Genomic DNA, 21,309 nt, shown 5'->3' on the forward strand with positions numbered 1-21,309 from the left:
AAATGGCGCGGTGGACCCGGGAACAGGTCCGGGGTGACGGTAAGGGGTTTAGACAAGTGGAACATTTAACGGTCAATCCCTGGGCATCGCTTGCCTATCTCGTCGCCGGGGTGTGCTTCATCCTCGCGCTGCGCGGGCTGTCGAGCCCGGCGACGTCGCAGCGCGGCAACCGCATGGGCATCATCGGCATGACCATCGCGGTGGTGACGACGCTGGTGACCCATGTGCCGGGCGTGGTGGGCGGCACTGGCTTTGTCGTTCATGTTGAGACGGTTGCCGAAATCTTGATCGCCATCGGTATCGGCGCAGCGATCGGAATTACCACCGCACGCCGCATCGCGATGACCGACATGCCGCAGCTTGTCGCGGCGTTCCACTCGCTAGTCGGCTTGGCCGCTGTGCTGGTGGCATGCGCGGCGTTTCTCAACCCGATGGCTTTTGGCATCGCTGAAGTCGCCAAGGGTTGGACGCTGTATGCGCCGCTCTCTGATGTCGATATGGGTCAATTTCCTCGCATCTTTGTCCAGAGCCGCATCGAAATGGGCCTCGGCGTGGCGATCGGCGCGATCACCTTCTCGGGCTCGGTCATCGCCTTCCTCAAGCTCAACGGCAACATGGGTGGCAAGCCGATCATGCTGCCCGGGCGCCACGTCATCAATCTCGGCGTCCTTGCCGCGATCCTCGGCCTGATCGCCTATTTCACGCAGGACCAGAGCCCGTGGATCTTCTGGACGATCACGGCGCTCAGCTTCGTGATCGGCTTCCTGCTGATCATCCCGATCGGCGGCGCGGACATGCCGGTCGTGGTGTCGATGCTCAATTCCTATTCGGGCTGGGCGGCCGCGGCGATGGGCTTTACGCTGCACAACACGGCGATGATCATCACCGGCGCGCTGGTCGGCTCGTCGGGCGCGATTCTCAGCTACATCATGTGCAAGGCGATGAACCGCAGCTTCATCTCGGTGATCGCGGGCGGCTTCGGTGGCGACAGCGCAGGTGGTGCCGCGGCGGCGGCGACCGACCGGCCGTGGAAGCGCGGGAGCGCGGAGGACGCCGCCTTCCTGCTCGGCCAGGCCGAACAGGTCATCATCGTGCCCGGCTACGGCATGGCGGTGAGCCAGGCGCAGCATGTGCTGCGCGAGATGGGCGACAAGTTGAAGGAACACGGCGTCCGCGTGAAATATGCGATCCACCCGGTCGCGGGCCGTATGCCGGGGCACATGAACGTGCTGCTCGCAGAAGCCAACGTGCCGTATGACGACGTGTTCGAGCTCGAGGATATCAACTCCGAATTCGCGCAGACCGACGTCGCCTTCGTGATCGGCGCCAACGACGTCACCAACCCCGCGGCGAAGACCGACAAGAGCTCGCCGATCTACGGCATGCCCGTGCTCGACGTCGAAAAGGCCAAGACCGTCTTGTTCATCAAGCGCTCCATGGGCGGGGTCGGCTATGCCGGCGTCGACAATGACGTGTTCTACATGGACAATACGATGATGCTGCTCGGCGACGCCAAGAAGATGGTCGAGGAAATCGTCAAGTCGCTCGACTGACACCCCCGGTCGCGGTTCAAGTGTCTCCACTTGGGCGTGATGCGCATCGTGCATTGCGCCGTTTTGGAGGCGATTGCGCCGCCATCTCCCTGTGATCTACGGGATTTCGACCGAAACGGGTGGGACTTGCGCTACCCCATTTCGGTGTAATGCGTAATTTCCGGATTGCGCCGCGGTCGCCCGCTGGCTGCGGGGGGAGCATGGCACATGGGGATCACGGGAACTGCGGACGGTTCGGGGGCGGACGGGTGGCGCGACCTTGGCGCACCCGCCATGCTGGTCATCGGCGAAGCGGCGATGGACTCTTGCGCCGAGCAGGCGATCCACGCGGCAGGCGGACGGTCGCTCGGTCGGGTGGCGTGGCAGGATGCCGGCGCTCGGCTCGCCCAGCAGGGCAGCGTGCGCGTCATTCTTGCGGAGCTGGGCGGCGCGACCGATGCGTGCGTCGCACCGATCCTGCCGTTGCTCGACGCGATGGCCCGCGTCGGCGATGTCCGGATCGTCGCCAGCTGTGGGTTCGAGCAGATCGATCTGCTCGCCGCCAATCTCACCGCCGCGGGTGTCGAGCTGTTGTGCGCGCCGTCGCCGGGCGAGCGCTTCACCGCGCTGCGGCTGGCAGCGCTCTCGAGTGGCAGCGCGGTGCTCGAGAGCGGTCGCGACGCCGAGGCGATGCGCCTGCAGCGGCTCCACGAGGAGGTCGCGCGGATCGCCGAAACGCTGACGCGGCTGACCCGCACCGAGCAGGATCCGCGCGGCGATGGCCGCGCGGTCGCCGAGCCGGGCCTCAGCTACCGCCTGCCCACCCCCGAACCGGCCGCGCCGGTCGTCACCGCGCGCGAGATCCGCGACATGATCCGGGCGCGGCGCGTGCGCGATCAATATTTCGGCGCCGGGCTGTTCGAGGATCCGGCGTGGGACATGCTGCTCGACCTGTTCGCCGCCGAGCTCGAGCGTGCGCAGGTCTCGGTGTCGAGCCTTTGCATCGCCGCGGCGGTCGCGCCGACGACCGCCTTGCGCTGGATCGCGCGGATGACCGACGCCGGCCTGTTCGAGCGCCAGCCCGACCCGTTCGACCGCCGCCGTGCCTTCATGGGCCTGTCACGTCGCGCCAGCCACGGCATGCGCAGCTATATCGGCGCGATCCGCCGCCTGCGCCCACTCGGCGTCTAGCGCCGGCGTGACGCATGCCGCGTGCGGGTTGGGCTTGCCGTGCGCGCGCGGGAATGGCAAAGCGCCGGTCATCGATTCCGCACTCGCGGGCTCGGGCGATTAGCTCAGTTGGTAGAGCGTCTCGTTTACACCGAGAATGTCGGCGGTTCGAGCCCGTCATCGCCCACCATTCCAGACCGCGGAAAACCGCCATTTTTTGGGGTTTTGGAAGGTCTCGAGCCGGGTATGGCTTTAACTGGTCAGAACGCTGTGTATCCACTGTGTATCCGTACAATCGACTCGGTCAGTGATGTCACCGCATCTGTCTCGGCAGGTTGCGAACCGCGCAGGACTTATTGGCAATCTTGCTAAGCCCACTTTTGTCGAAAACTTCCAATAATCATCTTTCGCATTCCTCTCGGCCCAAATTGACACCGGACGACCTGGTTAATCCCGCCGGAATCGCAGCTCGTTACGCGCTAGCCGCAGGATGCCTTCGACGAAATCGAACCCGCCAGCCGGGAACCAGATCGGCGTCACGCCGATGCGCAGCAGGTATTCGTTGCGGGCGATCAGTGCGGCTTCGTCGCCGGGGCATTGCTCGATGGAGAAATGCTGCGGCAGATCCGCGCCGTCCTCCCTCGCCTTAATTTTGATAGCCTCGAACACGCGGACGGTTCGGTCCTGATTGAGGCCGCAGCCAAGGAAAAGCAGGCTGCTATTGCGGAAGTAATAGTCGAGCGCCTGCGGGATTGGCAGGGCAAGGTCGATGGCGTCGGTGCCATAGGCAGCGGCATATTGGCCCTTGCTCAGGATGCAAGAGCCGGGGGCACTGACGTTACCATGCAGCTTGATGACCGTCACTTTGGCCGCGTCGGGCAATTGCGAAATCGTTGCAGGGGTAAGCACCTCCACCGCCTTGCCATCGCCGAAGTCGAACGACTGTTCAATCAGGCGATCATAGTTGGTAGTTATCAGAGTATCCTGAAACAACTCGGCAACCAGATAATCGGCTGGCGGAATGACCCCGTTTTTAGCGAAAGCGTCGCGCAGTTCTTGTGTGAAGACGTCGTTGCCGCGCTGCTGCTCGATCTGATCGACAATCTCCTCATAGAGGCCTTGGGCCAACAGGTCCTCAACGGCGGCGGACTCCATTCCCGCCGTGCGCCCTTGCTGGCGAAGGTGATCTTTCCATGTCGGAAAGCCACCCGGCGCGGACAGGCCTGCGCCGACGAAGGGCACTACATCGCCCGATGCCATCCGGTCGCAGAGCTGATCGAACCGTGCCACGTTCCGCTCGGACCAATGGGCATCACCGCAAACGTCCTGCAAGGCGTCGGCGCTCAGCCATTCGTTGCGACGGTCGAGCCGGAACCCTTCGAGCGTGGCGAGATAGGCTCCTCGGTCGCCCGCGAAGAATGCCTTGCTGGGATTTGCCAAGCCTTCGACCAACGCTTGAACGCGAAGTTCCCCAGCCTCGGGGCTATCGAACCATTCGTTGAAGTCAGCAAAATCCTCATATTTGCGGTGGCCGTCTTCATCGCACCAGATTTTTGGGATTTCGGGGGCGGTGGCCATCGCGGTTAAGCTGCTGCACGTTCGATGATTGCGTCGGCGAGGTGTCGTCGGGTGACGTTAGTGTCCGTTACGCAATATTTCAGGGCATCGCACAGGGCCATGAGTTCATCGACCTTGGCGACGATGCGCTGCTGTTCGGCAATTGGCGGCAAAGGAAATGCAATCTTTTTCAAATCTCGCAGATAAATGGCACCTTGGGCAGTCGCACCGGATGCACTCACGAGCGCCTCGAAAATGCGTGGCGATTTTAGCGCAATCTCTAAATAGTGGTTGTTAATAAGGCTTGAGGGCTTCAAAAGTATCACGCTGCCTAGAAGGCAGAATACTTCATCTATATCCACCTTGCAAATCCGGCCACATGTTGCACCGCGACTAACGATCAGCAAATCACCTAATTCTGGATCGCATCGGTTTCTGGCTTTGTCAGCGGTCTCCTGTGAGATGAAGAGCGGATCAGCCAAACTTACGCCATTTTCACGAATATCCTTCGCCGACAGAAAGTAGACTCCGGATGAGGTTGTTACTGGTCGAAAATGCTCACCGTCAGTTATTTTGATCGAGAACTCGTCTGGTTGGCTCCAAACCCAGCCGCTTGGTAGGTTAAGCGACGCTTCAGAACCTTTTTTGGGAGGAAGGGGCTTATCACGCTTAATATTTCCGTCTTTGATTAACTGCGTCTTCTCAAGCTTTATTCGCCTCAACAGATCTGACGCAGGCTCATCACTCGAACTCTGCGGCACCAGTTGCCCCCGCACGGCGAATTCCAGTACTCCTTGTTTTAGAGAATCGACGCTGGCTTCGGTTGTGAAGAGGGTGTCGAAATGCACCTCCAACCGAGTCCAATTGGCGGCGAGGTCGGCAGCGTCGGTGCTGGCGGTCAGGGTGGCGAGCAGGGCTTCGACCAGCGCCTGATGCGCGGCCATCGCCGCCGCGCTTTCCGCCTCCAGTGCATCGCACAGAGCCATGAGTTCATCGACCTTGGCGACGATGCGCTGCTGTTCGGCACGCGGGGGGAGAGGGAACCAAGCGGAAAAGAATTGCTTATCGTTGATTGCCGGGTAGGCGATGCCCGTTTGGCAACCTTCGACATACGAAATAAACGAAGCCGAGCGAAGGTAACGGTAAAGGAAACCCGCTGACACGCCCTCGAACGGATGCAATATGGCAAAGGCAGTGCTTGCAATCGGCTCCGGCTCAAACTCCTGATCGACGATGGCAATATTGAGCAGATATGGGCGGACAGTGGAGTAAATAACGGTTCCGACGCGCACAATTTTGCGCGCTCGCGACGGCGCTTCGCTCGCAGCTAGAACGCTAGGTGACCGAATTACACCAGCCCTTTGGTCAATTGAACTGACATCAACATATGTAAAATCGCCAGAAGGCTCCTTTTGCCCCCAGTCATGGCCAATATCGGCAAGTTTGGTCCAAGCCCATCCTTCGGGAACGGGATAAGGCGTGTCGCCAACGTTATTCTCTGAGGCTCGCCGCTTTCCAATCGAACCGGCTTTCGTCAGTCTTGCCCGCTCCGCTCCGATCCTTTTGAGCAATGTGGAAGCCGGTTCATCAGCCACGTCCTGCGGCACCAATTTCCCGCGCACGGCGAGGTCGAGGATCAGGGCGCGAAGGCGATCAATGCCATACAGGCTGACGCGCTTCCCACCGCCTCGCCCAGCGCCAGATTTGCGCTCAGCTGCCGTGGTCCAGATGTCGAGATTATCGCTAACCAACGACGCAACACCGACCGTCATGCGTCGCTCGCCAGCGCATCGGATAGGATTGCCTTCAACTGATCCCGCAGGGACTGGATGCCCGCTTGCTGCGCCGCATAGCGCGCCAGCAACTCATCGGGGTCATGGCTTTCCCGGTCGGCGATGTGCGGGTTCTTGAGATCTAGATTATAGCCGCGTGCGGCCACGTCCTCCGCGCTGATCTTCCACGCATGTTCGGTTTCGCGGCGATGCTTGAAGCCATCGGCCTCATCGCCCCACCATTCGCGTTCGGGTTGAAACTCCTCGAACTGCATAGGCCGGGTCTTGTTGTAGCTAGTGACGCCCGACGGATAGGGGTGTTCGTAGAACCACGTCTGCTTGGTCGGGGTGCCCTTGGTGAAGAACAGGATATTGGTCTTGATGCCGGTATAGGGATTGAACACGCCATTGGGCAGACGGACGATGGTGTGCAGACTGCACTCCTCGATCAGGCTCTGCTTAAGCGTGGTCTTGACGCCTTCGCCAAAGAAGAAGCCATCGGGCAGCACTACCGCCGCGCGGCCACCGTGCTTGAGCAGTTTGATAATGAGCGCCATGAAAAGGTCGGCGGTTTCACGGGTGCGCAGATTGGTGGGGAAATTTCCCTCGATGCCATCCTGCTCTATGCCTCCAAAGGGTGGGTTGGTGGCGATCACGGGTACGCGGTCGCGCTCGCCATAATCGCGATAGGGCTTTTCGAGGGTGTTGCCGTGGACGATGCTGGACGGGGTGTCGATGCCATGCAGGATCATATTGGTGACGCACAGCATATGTGGCAGCGCCTTTTTCTCGACGCCCCGGATGGTCGATTGCAGCAATGCCTCATCATCCGGTGATTTCACGAACTGCCGCTTGTAGTCGATGGTGCAGGCAAGGAAGCCGCCCGTGCCGCAGGCGGGATCGAACACCACCTCGCCAAGCTGGGGTGCTAACCGGTCGATGATAAATTTGGTGACAGCGCGGGGGGTATAAAACTCGCCAGCGTTGCCCGCGCTCTGGAGGTCTTTCAGAATCTGCTCATAGATCGCGCCGAAGGTGTGGCGATCATGGGTGCTGTTGAAGTCGATCTTGTTGATCTTGTTGACCACCTGCCGCATCAACGTGCCGGATTTCATGTAATTGTAGGTATCCTCGAACACGTCGCGGATGACCTGCGCACGCTTGCCCACGTCGCCGATGATGGGAAGCTGGGTCTTGAGGGTGACGAACAACTCTTCCACGAACTTGACCAGCGCATCGCCGGTGATGCCTTCGCGGTCCTGCGCCCAATTGCGCCAGCGGAATTGTTCGGGGATAGGGGAAGTGAAGCCGTCCTCGGTCAGTTCCAATTCTTCTTCGCGGTCGTCGTAGATTTTGAGGAAAATCATCCAGACCATCTGGCTGATGCGCTGCGCGTCGCCATCAACACCAACATCCTTCCGCATGATGTCCTGAATCGATTTAACCGCGCCGGAAACGTTGCTCATTCGTTGGATGCCTGTTCGTAAATCTGGTGTTCTAGCTCGCTGAGGGCGGCCTCGTATCCGGCCTTGCCGCCGAACGCACCCTTGATGATTTCGAGGGGGGTGCCGATGCCGTCGAAGGGCTTGAGCCGCAACACCTTCGTATCTTCGATGGTGGAGATGCCTTCGTCCGCATATTTGTCGAGCAGCGCCTCCAGCACGGCCCGCGCCTTGTCGCCATATTTGGTGAAGTAGTTGCGCTTCTTAACCTGCTCTGCCCGTTCGCGCCGGGTCAAAGGCGGCTGGTCGTAGGCGATGTGTGCCAGCAGATCGAAGTCGCCAATGTCGCGACCCACTGCCTCCTGAAGATTCGCGAGGACAACCCCATGTTCCTCCAGTTCGTCGATGATCGCCTGTTTGCGGTCAGCGTCGTTCCACCGCTGGATAAAATCATCCAGTGAGCTGAACTCCGACATGATCGCTTTGCGGGCGTAATCCCGATAGCTTTCGGTAATCAGCTTCCCGTCGCTGCCGACATATTCAATCCGCTCAGCAATGATGCGCACCGTGACACCGGACACGACAAGCTTGGTCCTGCCGCCGGAATCGTCGTCCTCATCGTCGTCATCATCGCCCGGGTCTTCCGGGTCCGGCGGGACGGGATCATCGTCGTTGTTGGGTTCGTAGATGACGACCGGCGCACCGTCGAAGGCGTCATCGCGGAACAGCTCGGTCGCCTTTTTGAAATCCATGATGGTGAAAAAGAACTTGTTGTTGTCCTCGTCGATCCGCGTCCCACGGCCAATGATCTGTTTGAAAATGGTCATGGACCTGATCGTCTGATCGAGCACGATCAGCTTGCAGGTTTTGGCATCGACCCCGGTGGTCAAAAGCTGCGACGTGGTGGCGATAACGGGATAGGGCTGTTCGGGGTCGATGAAATTATCGAGCTGGGCTTTGCCTTCGACGCTATCGCCCGTGATTCGCATGACATACCGGGGGTTGTCACGCGCAATCTTGCCAGCCGCGTTGACAATGGCCTTCCGCATCCGTTCGGCGTGGTCGATGTCCTCGCAAAAGATGATGGTCTTTGCCATTGGATCGGTCGCGTTGAGGTATTGCATAACCCGCTTGGCGACGAGCTTTGTCCGCTGATCCAGAACAAGAATGCGATCCATATCGGCCCGGTTGTATTCGCGCTGCTCCACCGGGTTGCCAAGGTCATCGACCATCCCCGCCGGGGGCGTCCACCCCAGGACGTCCTTGTCGATGTCGATGCGAACGACCTTGTAAGGTGCAAGGAAACCGTCCTCGATGCCCTGCTTAAGGCTGTAAGTGTACACCGGATCGCCAAAATAGGTGATATTGGATTCGTATTCCGTTTCCTTGGGCGTGGCGGTCATGCCCACTTGAATAGCACCGTTAAAATAATCGAGAATTTCGCGCCATGCGCTATCTTCCGATGCGCTCCCACGATGGCATTCGTCGATCACGATCAGATCGAAGAAGTCACGGGACACGGACTTGAAAATTTTTTCGGATTCCGCCGGGCCGGTCAGCGCCTGATACAACCCCAAATGGATTTCATAGGCGGGGTCGATCTTGCGATTCCGCACCTTGGTCATGGCCTCGCCGAACGGCTTGAAGTCGTTCACCAATGTCTGGTCCACAAGGATGTTGCGGTCTGCGAGAAAAAGGATGCGCTTGGCCTGTCCAGCTTTCCACAAGCGCCAGATTATCTGGAAGGTCGTGTAGGTCTTGCCCGTACCCGTCGCCATGACCAGCAACACGCGCCGTTGCCCTTTTGCGATTGCCTCAATCGTCCGGTTGATAGCCTCAACTTGGTAGTAGCGCGCTTCTTTGCCCGAACTGTCGAGATAATAGGGCTGCTCCACCAAGGGTTTTTCGTCCGGCTCAATGCCGTGGAACAGGCAATAACGCGCGTACAGCGATTGCGCGTCGGGGAATGCGTCCATTCCAAGCGATTTCTCTGTGTCCTCACCATCGGCGGCGGCGCGATTGTGTTCCGCAAAGCCATCACCATTGGAACTAAAGGCGCTCGGCAAATCCAGAATGTCGGCGTAGCCGAGCGCCTGTTGCAAGCCATCGCTGACGCCGTGCTTATTGTCCTTCGCTTCAACGATGGCAAGCGGCAGACCGGGCTGCCATGATAAAACATAGTCAGCGAATTTCTTTTTCTTCTTGTTTCGAGACGAAAGATTGCCCCGCACAATGACGGGGCCGGGTGTCAAAGTGACCTCGCGACGAACTTGTTTGAATTGATCCCAACCGGCCTGTTTGATGGCAGGTGTGATGAACAAGTCACAAATATCGCTTTCACTCAGTTTTCGCTTGTCAGCCTTATCCACACCGCCCCCTTATCGTCGCAATAGTGCAAGAATTTGGTCGTGGACGCCACCATATTTGCACTCGGCTACAGTTAGATGCCGCCTTAACCCGGTCATGCCCGCAAAAGCTGGAACGACACTTTGTAGCGGAAGAAGCTGACGCTTGGCACCATCGCTAGCGCACGACGGATCCGGTGGTCGTCATCGAGGGCTATTACAGCACCTTCGACCGTTTGTCCTTCTTCCGCCAGCTCATATTGCACGAAGCCCATGTAGCGAAGGATTTGGCCGACAACCGCATCGCTCGCCCGCCCCTTTTTCAATTCGACCACAAGGAGGCGCTTTCGATCCTTGCTGATCGCCAGAATGTCCAGCGCGCCAGTGTCTGTCGGATATTGCTGACCGACAATTTCGCCCTCGTCGGTGTAGATGTCATAGTCGCGGCCAAGTTCAGTCTGGCTCCAGTTGGAAACCAGAAAATCTTCCAGATGCTTCTCCATGCCGAATGCAACAGGGTCTTCGACCAAGCCTTCACTCGTCATGACCGGAGCGAGGGCTGGCGCGGGCAAGCCGCCGATCAGAGCCTCAATCTCTTCGGCATGGCCATTGATGTTGGAGACGGTCCCGATTGATCCGGCCGAGTTCCGAAGTGCCTCGCTCATCGCTGCCCGGTCGATATAAACTTCATGCCAGTGGACTGTCCGACGATGCGGGAGAATTTCGCCGTCCGCATACCAGTATTCGCCCTCAATTTCGCCCACGCGGTAGCGGCCTGTGCCATCCGGCGAAAGGATCACGTCGCCAGGACGCAGCATTTTGGAAACCGTCCAGATGGCTCCGCAGGCCAAGCCGGCCGCCACCTTACTCTTGTCGGGGTGGATTTGGAGATAAACCGGCACATAGGTCGCATTGAAAGGTCGCCACGTCTCAGTGAGTTTGCCGGCCAGATCTTCGTGGATGTCGAAATGCGTGCCTGTGAACCCGCCCTCGAAGCACGCCCTGGCATGGACGCTTTTTCGTCCGAGCATGACGCGGTAATAATTTTTCATTGGTACTGCCCCCGTTTTGGCTGCTCCAGACGGACAGCTGCGTAGAGCAGCCGCCTGACGGGCTACCTAGCATTTCATGTGCGCTGTATCTGCCTTATTTTCCCTTGTTTTATTAGACGAGCCAGCAAACGCGACATACTCGTTCGCTCGATACTGCCAACGAAATTCTCGCCAACGCGATGCTTCAGGGCCGGGGGAGGCTGCCCCTTGGAGTGACACACGGCGCCTCGCCCGATCCCCGAAACCTGCCAGTTGTCCACGATCTGGTTGTAATTAATATCAGTCGCTGAGCGTCTCTTTAGGACACTCTCGTCCGATCGACGCCGGCATTGTCAAAACCATGAAAGCTCTGGCCCAAACGATGCCGTTAGTTCATTCGTAGCGGATGCAATTCGTGTTTCTGGTAATGTTGCGCGCTGCGCTAATCCGTTAGCGTCCCCGCAAACAGGGAATTGATCAGCATGACCAAGGTGCGACGGCAGATAGATCTTCAGATCGCGGTCAACGCGGTTTCAGACGTCGTCCAGAACCGACCCAAACCAATCCGGAGCATTGACCAGATCTACATGAAGACCGGCGACATGGTGATGCAGGCCGAGCTGGTGGCACACTGGGCCGACAAAAAGAAACTCGCTTTCATCGGCGACGGCGACGCAATAAGCGTCTGCGTTGCCTATCTGAAAAGCGAGGGGATCATTGACTATGGCCCCACTCAGATCACGGTCTTCGACTTTGACGAGCGGCAGGTCCAGGCGATAAAGAGCTTCGCGGAGCGCAAGCACATACGGCACCTCAACGCCGAACTTTACAATGCCCGCGAAGCGTTTCCCAAGGCGAACAGGTTCGACCGCTTCTACACCAATCCTCCCTGGGGCCAGTCGAACGACGGAGCCAGCGTCCACGTCTTCATGGAGCGAGGCATCGAAGCCTGCGGCTACGGCGGTCAGGGAATGATCGTGATCGCCGACGACGAGGAGCTCGAGTGGCCGAAGCGCGTATTGTCGACGACGCAGAGGCGCGCTTCCGAACTTGGCTACTTCGTCAACCGCATGCAGCCGTTGATGCACTCCTACCACCTCGACGATGACGCCCTGCTCCGATCCTGCAACCTTTTTGTCGAGGCACTTCCCGGCAACGTAACGCGTGGAAAGAGCAGAGCGATTGAGAAGGAGCGACTGGTCAACTTCTATGGACGCGACCAGAACCTCCGGATGCGCTACATCCGGTCGAACCGTCCGCTCACGCTTGAAGGCGCGGACGAGAATGAGTGGCGACCCGAGAACTACGAGGACACCGAATGAGCGACATCATCCATCCAGGCGCCGGCGTCTTGTACATGAAGGTCGGCACGCATGCGAAGGAGGGTTTGGCCGAGATCATCGCGCGCAAGCGCGAAGAGATCGACAAGGCCGGGTTCGCCATGTGGGGATACGGCGGCAGCACTTGTTATCCGACGTCGATGGTCCAGCCGTTCGCACGCGCATTCGCCGAGAAGAAGCAACCCATCCACCTCGTCATGCACAAGATGAATTCCCGGCACTACGCGGAGCAGGTCCGCGCCGCCCGCTTCTCGGTGGACGGCCAGAGGTGGGAGACCATCCCGGAGGCCATCAATGTGCTCGGTTCACGCTACGCGCTGATGATCAAGAACCTGCGAGAGCACGAGGACGAGCTCGACCTGGGCGCTACCCGCGTCGCGGTCGGCCGTAACGAAGGGCGCCTCGGCAGCCGTTACGTCCAAGGCCAGGCCGACAAAGCCTGTCTCCTTGTCACCGAGCCCGAGCTGGTCAACGCTGAACACAAGAAGGTGAAGATCGACCTCGTGGCCGAGCTCATCGACCCGTACGCAGTTTTTCTAAGCGAGCGCTGAACCAGCGAGCAGCAGGATCCCCGCTCGCTTGCGGACGTCGCCCACGAAGCTCTCGCAGGCCTGGCCGAGCTGCCCAGGATCCCATTCGGCCTGACCGCACGAGCATGCGAGACGCATGCCGCCGTCGACTTCGGGCTCCGCACAGATCTTGTCGCGCACGGCTTTTGCGCCGACGAGGCCGGCGATCGCGGCAACGACTTGCTCAAAGCATGCCAAGCGCCCCACGAGAACGTCTCTCGTAGGTGTACCGTCCGTAAGGTCGGCGAGCGCTCCGATCGCACGCTTGTCACCCGTCACGAGAAGAGGCAGCCCGCGCTTGACCACTATCGCCGCCAGCTGCGCTTCTCCGGCATCCAGAGGCAGTCCCTTCGCCTGAGCGACCGAGGCGAACTCCGCCGCTAGCATGATCTCCAACTCGTCCGGCTCGAGACGACCCAGCGTACCAAGAAGCGCCGCCAGTTCCGCCTGCGCCAATCCGATGTCGCGCACGCCGCGCTTGCGCGCCATCTGCCTCGCCGCGATCAGGTGGGTCAGGCCGAGCGCCATCGGCCGCCCGTAGGATTTAAGGACGTCACCGCATTCCGCCGCCATTCGAAGGGCGGCGGCCTTCAGAAGCACGTCGGTGTCGACGGCGGCGCCGTCAGACATCGCCTATCCCCAGCGTCCGCTCGATGAAAAAGGCAGTGTCGGAGCCAAGCCTACCTAAATCGAGTTGCGTACGCGCGACTTCGTTGACCAGATCCGACACGACGATCGGTTCGGGCTGGATCAGCTTCATCGCCGCCATTGCGACGGGCCACGCATTCCGACGGTGGGCGACTGCCAGTGCGAGCGTCCCCGGATCGATGCCGTATATGGGACTGGCCCGCATCACAGCGTCGGCCAGCTCCGCATGGTTGAAGGTATCGAAGTCTATGCGGATGTCGGGATCCGGGTCGCCGAGCAGCACCTCGAGGGCGTAGCGGTCGGCCGCGGACTCCTCCGCATCATGATCCGCCTGTCCCGCGGGATCCTCCGCATCGACTAGAACATCGTCTGGCGGAACATGGCCGAGCGCAACGTGGCCAATCTCGTGGGCCAGTGTGAAGGCGACCATGGCGGGGTAACTCGCCTCGCGGCTGAAGAGGATGGCGTGCCGACCGCGCTGGCCAACCACCATCGCGTGCATCGCCTTCTGCGCGAGCGGCCAAACCCTGAGGTGCGCGACCGGGACCCCGATGGCCCAGCAGACTGTCAACAAGCCGGCCAAGTCCGGAACGCCCATCTCGAGAAGAAGCGCCCTGAGTTCTGTGGCGGGAAGCCCGACAAGATCACCATTGCGCGCGGTCGCCTCGATAAGCGACCGGCCTACGCTGACCCCAAAGGAGTTAAGCGCCGCGATTGGTATCTCATCCTCGGCGCGCAAATGCTTGAACCGCGCCCGGTCCCGCCAGACGAAGTCCACTCGCTCACCGACCAGCTCCCTCGGCGCAAGACCAAGGTTCCTAGCGACTGCTAGTCTCAACTCGGTCCGCGCTGACACCGATGCCTCCGCCTCGTTGCTCCACCACTCTGGCCACGCGGCATCGACGGCGGCACGGCTCAGACCCGCGGCGCGAAGTTCAGATCTCAGCGATTCCGCGTCGCCAATCATCCCAGACCAATCCTCTGCACGTCGGCTGCGTCAAGACTAGCAGGACTTGCACCTGAGATCAAACAGCGAACAGGGAGGCCTGATGAGCAGGGGAGTATGGGGCGACAGGGCGCCCATGGGAGCGCGCACCGTCGACCAAATCAAGCCATGCAGCCTCGTCTGCCGGCTCTTCCTCGAGCGCAATGCGCGCCGGGCCGGAGAGCTCGATCGGGTCGATCAACTTCACCCAAAGGCTTCCGGTTAGGCGGGCACGCATGGCGATACGGTAGTTGGCCGACCCATCCGGTGCACAACGCTCAAGAAGCGCGGTGACCTGCGACGCCCCGACCGCCCCACCTGCTCCGTAATTGCGGCAGGCTGCCGGGTCGAACGGCCCTTCGTCCGCAACGTTCAACGGCACCTCCGACCGGCAGATTAGCGCGTAATGGAAGTCGCGGCTTCCAGCTCTACTCGTGACGAGAACGTTTCGGGGGATCGGACGCACCGTACCTTCGGCATCAATATAGCGTTGCCACACGAGCACCCGCTCGGGAGCCACGTCGCGCAACTTCGGCTTGGACTTCATCACCGAAAACAAGACGTCGATCGCAGCGGCCGTTCGCACAAGCGCTGGAATCGCGCGTGACGGCGCGTTTCCAACTCCCCAGAAGAACAGGCCGTTACCGCTCCGACGCTCCAGATCCTTCCGACGCACGATCCGCGAAAGCCCCTCTCCGGCCTCGGACTGCATCCGGGTCCAGCAGAAACGCTCCGAAACCATACCCACCGCCAGCGACACCGCACACTCCAATTGTTTCCATAAGCATACCAGGTTGCATACAAGCCTGCCACAGAATTCTCTATTTTTGCCTTTCTCGGTGTGGATAAGGTCGGTATGACCCTGCGGATAACCCTCGCAAAACATACTTGCGTGACTATGCGTGTAATTTATTCCAATATCATTCCGTGAAGGCGGGACGGACACCGAATTGGAATATCATCGCGGATGTCGAGCCAACGACTTGGCTTGAGCCGGTTGAGCGGGCGTCGGACGATCGCCTGCTGATACCAGTCAGCCTCCGCAAGCGAGTCTCGTGGAGCGAACCGAGCTCAACCTTGGGGCTTATGGCGACGATTGGCGCCGACGGCGGCGTGACCGTCATCCCGATGTCCGATGCGAGCTCGGAGCTTCTAGCAATCGGCTCGGTCCTCGCGGCGAGTGAAACGGAAGAACGCGGCCGTCTCGCCTTTGCGGCGATGGCGATATACAGCCGGATATCCCTACAGCCTGATGGTCGACTACGTCTTTCGCCCCCCTTGGCACATCACCTGTTCCCCGACGACGGGGGGAGGGTGTGGGTGGGGGCGCACGGAGGCGCGATCACCCTTTGGTCGGAGCGTGACTGGGCAACGACCCTCGCGCGGACGTCATCGGCTCTCCGGGAGGCGATGACGGCTGCGGCCGAGAACCTATCGCCCTAAAGCAGATAGATCGCCGCCGCGACGTTCACCCGCGCGGACGGGCGGGCACCGACCGCGTCGCTACATCACAAGGGTCCGGCATAGCAAACCAGCTTAGGCCGGTGCACTCAATGCCATTGCTCCTGAGCGGCTTAAGCAAGCGGCAAGCAACCTCGTATACATCGCTGAATACACGACGGCAGTCGCCGGGTTCGGGCTAGCGCTCTCGAAACGGGATAGGCTACGGATGCCCTGCTCTCAAGGGAGAGGGTCGCTTCCCGGCCGCCTTCGCAATAACTTATGCGCGGCATATCCGCCGTGTTTTCCTTCGCTGATTGAGGAGATCAGCGAATGCGTAAGGTCCACTTATTCATCACTGCCAACGAAGTCTTGGTTGAGGCCGCCCACGCCGCGCGCCGAGCGGCTAGGGCCTGCCGCCGCTGGGAGCTGGGAGGCCCATCGGAGCCGGTCGGGGATACAGCAGACGCCGCGCTAGCAGCCACCGAGCGGGCGATGAGCGCGATACGGCAGGAGGACGACGCCGTTCTGACCATTAGCGACCCCGGGACGAGGCGGGGTCGGTTAGCGCTGGCCGGTTATCTACTCCTGTTGGCGGGCACTGACGAACATGGCGAGAGCTGGGACCTTACGTCCGCGGGGGCGACATTTCGCCGCGCGGCCGTCGCATAAATAAGCTGCGTCGGTTGCCTGCGCCTAATCTCGACGATGTTTGCAAGCGCCCCAATGATTGCGCAGAGCCGTTCCGCGTGCTCAAATGATCCCGGAGCCGCCACGCACGGCTCTGGGGCTTAGTAACCCCTTACTGAACGGTTTGGATCGCCCGCCGCGGTCCACACATCCTTGACCCTTATGGTCGGGGAGCCTGCGACGCATGTCCAGGGCTCTCCAGCCTAAAGGTCGTAGGGACCGTTTCAGTACGGTTTACTAACTCCCCGATCACCAGGGCTTGGTGTGATGTCGAAGCGGGGGCGTACCGCGATCGACATCTCGGGGAAGTTCGAGATGGCTCTCATCAGTTGTAACGAATGCGGGTCGCAGGTTAGCGACGCCGCGAAATCGTGCCCACAATGTGGCGCAAAGGGCAAAACTCTCGTCGGACAGAAAAAGCCCGGAAAATGGGGGAAGACAGCTCTGGGATTTTTCGGGGTGTTTATTCTCGCCGGTGTCGTCGGAAACATAGGCAGCCCGCCGCATGTTCAAACAGCGGCCGAACGAGTGGGGGAAAAGCTTCTTGAAAAGCGCGGCGCCAATATCGCGCTGTATGCAGCGTCGCTTCGGGCTACTATGCGTGATCCAACGTCGTTGTCGTTTGACGAAGTGTATTCCAATGACGACGGCTCACTCGTGTGCTTCAAATATCGAGCTAAAAACGGCTATGGCGGCACCAATCGAGATATTGCCGCATTTTCACCAGATGGGGGCTCTCAGAATCGGAAGCTGGTCAAAATGATATGCGCCGACAAGGTCATGAAAGACGTGACCGAACAGGCGAAGGGTGCGATCAAGCTCCTGGAATGATCGTGAGTCTGAATCTTTTAGCCTGGTGAAGCTTAAGGCGGGGGGCTTTGTCATTTACAAGCCGAGCGTCCTCAGCGCCTGCACCACCTGAGGGCGCATCTGCCACTCGAAATGCAGGGTCTCCATGTTTCGCGACAGTGCTTCGAGCATGGACGTGTCGGGATATTCAGTGTCCATGGAGGTGTCCCGCGCGATCGCGCAGGTCCAAATCTCCGTCCCATCCTCCCTACGTGGCGGACCAAATCCGATCTCTTCCGCAACACGCTGTCCCAGTTTGCCGTAGTGGAGATTGGCTCCTTCGTAACCGGAATAGCCGGCTGCTTCCGCCAACTTTGTAGCCGAGATGAGATGATCGGGGGCGGCCAAGTGTGCACGCAGCATGGCGATGTAACTATCTGGCATGTCTGGCAGCAGGTGCCCGAACGCACGCTCATATACGTTGGCCGGCGGCGCACCCTCGGCATCGCACTCCGAAACGGCAAGCTGCTCCATTCGGTCCAGTTCGCACTTAAGACTAGCGATCGCTTCTTCCCTGGTGGCGCCGGCCGCCTTCGCGACGACAGTTTTGTGTAGAATAGCGTTAGCTGCCCAAGCACCGGCCAGCGGACCAGATTTGATTCCATAGCGACCGTGTACCTCTGTTACGAATGCCATTCGGCTGCGCTCCTCAGTGTGTCTGCCAGTAACTTACGAGGTCCTACCGCGAAATCTACGGGGTGTAGGCGCACTTTTGCAATTACCGGTCGGTGGCCATGCCGCCGTGATCAAGGGAACGGATGGCACTGCAATGACTGGTCCCAAGTAAAGGCTTGTTGCTAAGATTTGGGCGCATTCCGGACTGCCGGTTACGCCAATGGAGTGGTAACGATTATCACGTCGAACATGCAGGCGTAATGATGTCCCGAGCCTTCGATCAGCGCTACGGCGAGATACCTAGCAGAGCCAATTTCGAATTTTGACTCGTCGGTCGTCAAGCGAGCCTCATCGCCACAGGCAGCCCCTCGTGCAGCTTCAGATCGATCGCGATCGGCGAGGCGTCGTCGATAGGATTTCGCATCGCGACCTTCAGGCCGTCCAGAATGGAAGCGTTCTCTCGCTCGATCCTGGAAAAGAGGCCATCTTCCCTGTGAGGACAGCCTCCAGGGAACCGGATTTCTACCTCTGACATATCTACCAAGATCCTCCCTATGAATGTCAGGGTGTCAGGTTTTTTTTGGGAAAGTCGAGAAGTCGCATCCATCGAATATCGTCGCATCGCATCGAGATATTTCGTGGCCCTGACACCGCCTTGCCCCGCGCGTGTCAGGAGGTGTCAAAAAACCTCTGGCTGATCGTTCAGCCTCGGCATTATCGGTCGTCCGGACGGTTACGGTAATCAAAAGATCGCGTCGGCCTTCAACCTTATGCCTGCGATCACTCGGACCGCTTGGTCCCCCTTCACCATCGTCTTGCGATCGAGAACAAAACCTTTCGCTTTCATCCGCTGCGACAACCGCCCCTTGACTGAGCCGGTCATGCCAGATTCCAAACGTTGGACATGCGGGCGAGCAGTTTGGACTGCCGCTCCTTCAGCACGTCCGTGGTCCAGACCGGTTCCTGACGGACTTGGCTGGTTAAAATGAACGACGTGTCACCATTCTCGGCAAAGTATTTCGTTTTCTTGAAGTCGAAGTCGTAGTTGCTGGCGGCGGGGTTTTTGTATTTCGACAGCAGCACGAGATTGGCCAAGCGATGGACCCAGCCGTCCCGCATTTCAGCTTCGGGGAAGTTCGCGATCCATTCGCTATCCGGAGCGGGCGTCTGCGGTAGCACGTGTTCGATTGTTATTAGGCTATGGTCGTAATGGGCTGTTCCGTCTGTCAGCATGCCGTCTAGCCGCAGCAGGATCGGCCGCCGTGTGCGCTGATTTAGATAGACGTCGCCGTCCAGGGCTCGAAGCAGGTCCTGCTTCTCTTCCGAGCTCAGGTCAAAGGCGACGCCACCAGCTAGTGCGGTACCCGCTTCGATCTCCGTCAGCAGAGCGCCATAGCGTCCGAGGCGGTCGTTCACGTTCGCGCGCGTTATAAATAGGAAGTAGGCGAGGCGATCCAGTCGCATGATAAAGGCATCGATCGCAACGTCGTCATCGTGATGGTCGACCATGAATTTGATCGCCGGCGGCTGCCAGTCCTGGTTGTCGATCTGATGGAGCCCTTTGAGTAGGCGATGTCTCACCGGCTTGGAGAGGTCGGGTTCGAGTATGCGCCCAAAGACATCGGCGCTCGGCCGGAGTTCCTCGTCAATGAATTGCAGCGGGCTATCCTTCGGCTTCACGTAGTCGCGGAACTCGTTCTCGATCGTCGCGCGCATTTTTTGCTTCCGGTGGATCATCCGGAGATGGGCGAACAGATCGCCGAACGCCTCTCGGCCGAGACCGTCCTCGAGAACTTCCCACTTCTCGTTGTACGCGACCTGGAGCTTTTCGTCTGGGATCGCGCCAATAATCTCGGACTTCAGTATGTCGGTCGCGGTGAGATCCAGCCCACGGTCGTTCATGACCGAAAAAATGCGGTAGGCCGACTCCGGGTTCGATGCCTCGACGATTACGAGAAAGCATCGCTGCACGCAGAACGGCAGAAGCCGATCCCGCGTCTCCGGCGTCATCTTGGTCAGTGCGGCACGTAGAAAGTCGCGATTGGCGATCATTCGCCCCCTAGCGTCCGTGTCGGCTGCTTCGAGCACGCCACCGGGCTCGCCGTCCTGAATGCGGATGCGGAAGAAGTCGGCGTCGCGTTTGCGGACCGTTAGTCGCAGGACGTCCTCGGTGCCCAAGAGCGAGTTGCCCTTCTGACGGAGGAAGAGGTCGATGTTCGATTTTTCAACGTCGTTCGATGCCAATTCGCGCAGCACGCTCATGAGGATGGTAAGCGTCGTCAGGCGCTGCTGGCCGTCGACGACGTCGGACTCAGGCTTCTGCGGATCCTTGATGACGACAACGCTGCCGAGGAAATACGGCGGCCTGCTTCCAGGCGGGGCGCTTCCGGCGGCCCAGACGAGGTCGTCGAGGAGTTCGCCTGCCTGCTCGGTCGTCCACGAGTAGGGGCGCTGGTAAGGTGGGATCCGGAAAACGTAGTGGTCGCAGAAGACATCCTTGAGTGCCTTCTCTGCGGCCTTGATCGTGTCCATTCGAAAAACTCCCTAACTCAATACTTGCAGGCGTGACCGTAGATGTTGGCATCCGGGCTGCTGATACCGCGGTATACCTCGAAGGCCTTCCCTAAGATGATATTCGTCACGACGACGCCCTCGTCGGTGATTAGCTCCTCGAACGTCGCGTTGAGCGCGTTAATATAGGACTGCAGGAAGCAAGCTGCGGTGTTTTCCATGGTACAGATCGTAGCTTTCATCCGGATCACTGCAACCCGATCCCGCGGACGGCGACGCATCGACGTGCGATCTGAGGCTCTCAAGCGCAGCCGTCCGCGCCCACGGATGTTCACTACGCGATCGAGCACGGGCGTCGGGCAGACCTCTGCGCCGTAGCTGCCCGGGACGCTTGCCAGCCGGTCGACGCCCCGCAGCATCGCGTGTACCATGCTTCCCGCTTGCGAACGGCGGGTTTGGGCGCAAGTTGACCTTCAGGGCTCATCCAGGAACGACCGTTTTGTCTCAGCTCTTGCTACTCGGCAGAACTAGGGGAGCACACAATCGAACGGTGGCATCGAAATCCTATACCTGGCCACAAACAGGATGAATTCTGGCAAGGAGAGGGTCGCAAGCGCTTCCCGGTCGGAGAAATCTGCATCTCAAAGTATGATGCGTCTGCGTGTAGCTCGTTGTGTATCCGCGGCGATCTAGAATTCAATCTCAAGCCATCTCAAATCTGTGATCACCATGATAGCAGGATGCTAAATGGTTACCGGTTCCTGATCTATCCGCGGTGCTGACGTAGCTCCGGACCCGTCGGAGGTATTCGTC

General features: G+C 59.6%; 18 protein-coding genes and 1 tRNA gene. 6 read left to right on the plus strand and 13 right to left on the minus strand.

The genetic code is table 11. The annotated features are described in order from the left end of the window. The first annotated feature begins 56 nt into the window (after window positions 1-56). The 3 genes from U1872_RS12755 (at window position 57) to U1872_RS12765 (ending at window position 2,892) form a co-directional block, all read left to right on the plus strand. Window positions 57-1,553 (plus strand): NAD(P)(+) transhydrogenase (Re/Si-specific) subunit beta, encoded by a 1,497-nt coding sequence (locus tag U1872_RS12755; RefSeq protein ID WP_332793272.1) that lies wholly within the window; start codon window positions 57-59, stop codon window positions 1,551-1,553. A gap of 207 nt (window positions 1,554-1,760) precedes the next feature. Then, window positions 1,761-2,723, plus strand: coding sequence for a hypothetical protein (locus U1872_RS12760; protein ID WP_332793273.1), 963 nt, complete (start codon window positions 1,761-1,763; stop codon window positions 2,721-2,723). Between the two features lie 93 nt (window positions 2,724-2,816). Further along, window positions 2,817-2,892 (plus strand) — tRNA-Val (locus tag U1872_RS12765). A gap of 257 nt (window positions 2,893-3,149) precedes the next feature. Here U1872_RS12765 and U1872_RS12770 read toward each other — a convergent pair. From U1872_RS12770 to U1872_RS12790, 5 genes are all read right to left on the minus strand, one after another. Further along, complete coding sequence (locus tag U1872_RS12770; protein WP_332793274.1) at window positions 3,150-4,280, minus strand: SIR2 family NAD-dependent protein deacylase; 1,131 nt, start codon at window positions 4,278-4,280, stop codon at window positions 3,150-3,152. A gap of 5 nt (window positions 4,281-4,285) precedes the next feature. After that, complete coding sequence (locus U1872_RS12775; RefSeq protein ID WP_332793275.1) at window positions 4,286-6,031, minus strand: restriction endonuclease subunit S; 1,746 nt, start codon at window positions 6,029-6,031, stop codon at window positions 4,286-4,288. Beyond that, window positions 6,028-7,497, minus strand: coding sequence for a type I restriction-modification system subunit M (locus U1872_RS12780; protein WP_332793276.1), 1,470 nt, complete (start codon window positions 7,495-7,497; stop codon window positions 6,028-6,030). Before U1872_RS12780 ends, U1872_RS12775 begins: the two co-directional genes overlap by 4 nt. Next, complete coding sequence (hsdR, locus tag U1872_RS12785; protein ID WP_332793277.1) at window positions 7,494-9,842, minus strand: EcoAI/FtnUII family type I restriction enzme subunit R; 2,349 nt, start codon at window positions 9,840-9,842, stop codon at window positions 7,494-7,496. The genes U1872_RS12780 and hsdR overlap by 4 nt, the downstream gene beginning before the upstream one ends. A gap of 92 nt (window positions 9,843-9,934) precedes the next feature. Then, on the minus strand, window positions 9,935-10,870 hold the full coding sequence (locus U1872_RS12790; RefSeq protein WP_332793278.1) for a hypothetical protein: 936 nt from the start codon (window positions 10,868-10,870) through the stop codon (window positions 9,935-9,937). 461 nt (window positions 10,871-11,331) lie between these two features. Here U1872_RS12790 and U1872_RS12795 point away from each other — a divergent pair, with 461 nt between their 5' ends. Next, window positions 11,332-12,171 (plus strand): bis-aminopropyl spermidine synthase family protein, encoded by an 840-nt coding sequence (locus tag U1872_RS12795; protein ID WP_332793279.1) that lies wholly within the window; start codon window positions 11,332-11,334, stop codon window positions 12,169-12,171. Continuing rightward, the gene (locus tag U1872_RS12800; protein ID WP_332793280.1) at window positions 12,168-12,740 is read left to right on the plus strand and encodes a hypothetical protein; all 573 of its coding nucleotides are present in this window, start codon (window positions 12,168-12,170) and stop codon (window positions 12,738-12,740) included. The genes U1872_RS12795 and U1872_RS12800 overlap by 4 nt, the downstream gene beginning before the upstream one ends. Here the strand turns inward: U1872_RS12800 and U1872_RS12805 are convergent. From U1872_RS12805 to U1872_RS12815, 3 genes are read right to left on the minus strand one after another with little or no spacing between them, the layout of a single operon-like run. Next, window positions 12,726-13,388: a hypothetical protein gene (locus U1872_RS12805; RefSeq protein WP_332793281.1), complete on the minus strand. Its 663-nt coding sequence runs from the start codon at window positions 13,386-13,388 to the stop codon at window positions 12,726-12,728. The two genes, U1872_RS12800 and U1872_RS12805, sit on opposite strands and share 15 nt — an antisense overlap. Then, window positions 13,381-14,373: an ImmA/IrrE family metallo-endopeptidase gene (locus tag U1872_RS12810; RefSeq protein WP_332793282.1), complete on the minus strand. Its 993-nt coding sequence runs from the start codon at window positions 14,371-14,373 to the stop codon at window positions 13,381-13,383. The genes U1872_RS12805 and U1872_RS12810 overlap by 8 nt, the downstream gene beginning before the upstream one ends. A 58-nt stretch (window positions 14,374-14,431) precedes the next feature. Next, window positions 14,432-15,151 (minus strand): hypothetical protein, encoded by a 720-nt coding sequence (locus U1872_RS12815; protein WP_332793283.1) that lies wholly within the window; start codon window positions 15,149-15,151, stop codon window positions 14,432-14,434. Between the two features lie 1,685 nt (window positions 15,152-16,836). On the opposite strand from U1872_RS12815, the gene U1872_RS12820 reads away from it, so the two are divergent. Further along, window positions 16,837-17,352: a zinc ribbon domain-containing protein gene (locus tag U1872_RS12820; RefSeq protein ID WP_332793284.1), complete on the plus strand. Its 516-nt coding sequence runs from the start codon at window positions 16,837-16,839 to the stop codon at window positions 17,350-17,352. Window positions 17,353-17,406: 54 nt separating this feature from the next. Here U1872_RS12820 and U1872_RS12825 read toward each other — a convergent pair whose 3' ends face one another. The 5 genes from U1872_RS12825 to U1872_RS12845 form a co-directional block, all read right to left on the minus strand. Then, window positions 17,407-18,006, minus strand: coding sequence for a hypothetical protein (locus U1872_RS12825; RefSeq protein WP_332793285.1), 600 nt, complete (start codon window positions 18,004-18,006; stop codon window positions 17,407-17,409). Window positions 18,007-18,322: 316 nt separating this feature from the next. After that, on the minus strand, window positions 18,323-18,592 hold the full coding sequence (locus tag U1872_RS12830; RefSeq protein ID WP_332793286.1) for a hypothetical protein: 270 nt from the start codon (window positions 18,590-18,592) through the stop codon (window positions 18,323-18,325). 135 nt (window positions 18,593-18,727) lie between these two features. Then, window positions 18,728-18,868: a hypothetical protein gene (locus U1872_RS12835; protein WP_332793287.1), complete on the minus strand. Its 141-nt coding sequence runs from the start codon at window positions 18,866-18,868 to the stop codon at window positions 18,728-18,730. After that, complete coding sequence (locus U1872_RS12840; protein WP_332793288.1) at window positions 18,865-20,517, minus strand: DUF262 domain-containing protein; 1,653 nt, start codon at window positions 20,515-20,517, stop codon at window positions 18,865-18,867. Before U1872_RS12840 ends, U1872_RS12835 begins: the two co-directional genes overlap by 4 nt. Before the next feature lie 17 nt (window positions 20,518-20,534). Beyond that, a complete protein-coding gene (locus U1872_RS12845) occupies window positions 20,535-20,927 on the minus strand; it encodes a hypothetical protein (RefSeq protein ID WP_332793289.1) in 393 nt (130 codons plus the stop codon). Between the last annotated feature and the right edge of the window lie 382 nt (window positions 20,928-21,309).

The sequence above is a fragment of the Parasphingomonas frigoris genome (assembly GCF_036663815.1).
GTDB lineage: Bacteria > Pseudomonadota > Alphaproteobacteria > Sphingomonadales > Sphingomonadaceae > Sphingomonas.

Excerpts from the sequence above, each read along its gene's own strand:
- U1872_RS12760 (WP_332793273.1), top strand. The coding sequence starts at position 1,761 with ATGGGGATCACGGGAACTGCGGACGGTTCGGGGGCGGACGGGTGGCGC.
- U1872_RS12770 (WP_332793274.1), bottom strand. The coding sequence starts at position 4,280 with ATGGCCACCGCCCCCGAAATCCCAAAAATCTGGTGCGATGAAGACGGC.
- U1872_RS12775 (WP_332793275.1), bottom strand. The coding sequence starts at position 6,031 with ATGACGGTCGGTGTTGCGTCGTTGGTTAGCGATAATCTCGACATCTGG.
- U1872_RS12780 (WP_332793276.1), bottom strand. The coding sequence starts at position 7,497 with ATGAGCAACGTTTCCGGCGCGGTTAAATCGATTCAGGACATCATGCGG.
- U1872_RS12790 (WP_332793278.1), bottom strand. The coding sequence starts at position 10,870 with ATGAAAAATTATTACCGCGTCATGCTCGGACGAAAAAGCGTCCATGCC.
- U1872_RS12795 (WP_332793279.1), top strand. The coding sequence starts at position 11,332 with ATGACCAAGGTGCGACGGCAGATAGATCTTCAGATCGCGGTCAACGCG.
- U1872_RS12800 (WP_332793280.1), top strand. The coding sequence starts at position 12,168 with ATGAGCGACATCATCCATCCAGGCGCCGGCGTCTTGTACATGAAGGTC.
- U1872_RS12805 (WP_332793281.1), bottom strand. The coding sequence starts at position 13,388 with ATGTCTGACGGCGCCGCCGTCGACACCGACGTGCTTCTGAAGGCCGCC.
- U1872_RS12810 (WP_332793282.1), bottom strand. The coding sequence starts at position 14,373 with ATGATTGGCGACGCGGAATCGCTGAGATCTGAACTTCGCGCCGCGGGT.
- U1872_RS12820 (WP_332793284.1), top strand. The coding sequence starts at position 16,837 with ATGGCTCTCATCAGTTGTAACGAATGCGGGTCGCAGGTTAGCGACGCC.
- U1872_RS12825 (WP_332793285.1), bottom strand. The coding sequence starts at position 18,006 with ATGGCATTCGTAACAGAGGTACACGGTCGCTATGGAATCAAATCTGGT.
- U1872_RS12830 (WP_332793286.1), bottom strand. The coding sequence starts at position 18,592 with ATGGATGCGACTTCTCGACTTTCCCAAAAAAAACCTGACACCCTGACA.
- U1872_RS12835 (WP_332793287.1), bottom strand. The coding sequence starts at position 18,868 with ATGACCGGCTCAGTCAAGGGGCGGTTGTCGCAGCGGATGAAAGCGAAA.
- U1872_RS12840 (WP_332793288.1), bottom strand. The coding sequence starts at position 20,517 with ATGGACACGATCAAGGCCGCAGAGAAGGCACTCAAGGATGTCTTCTGC.
- U1872_RS12845 (WP_332793289.1), bottom strand. The coding sequence starts at position 20,927 with ATGGTACACGCGATGCTGCGGGGCGTCGACCGGCTGGCAAGCGTCCCG.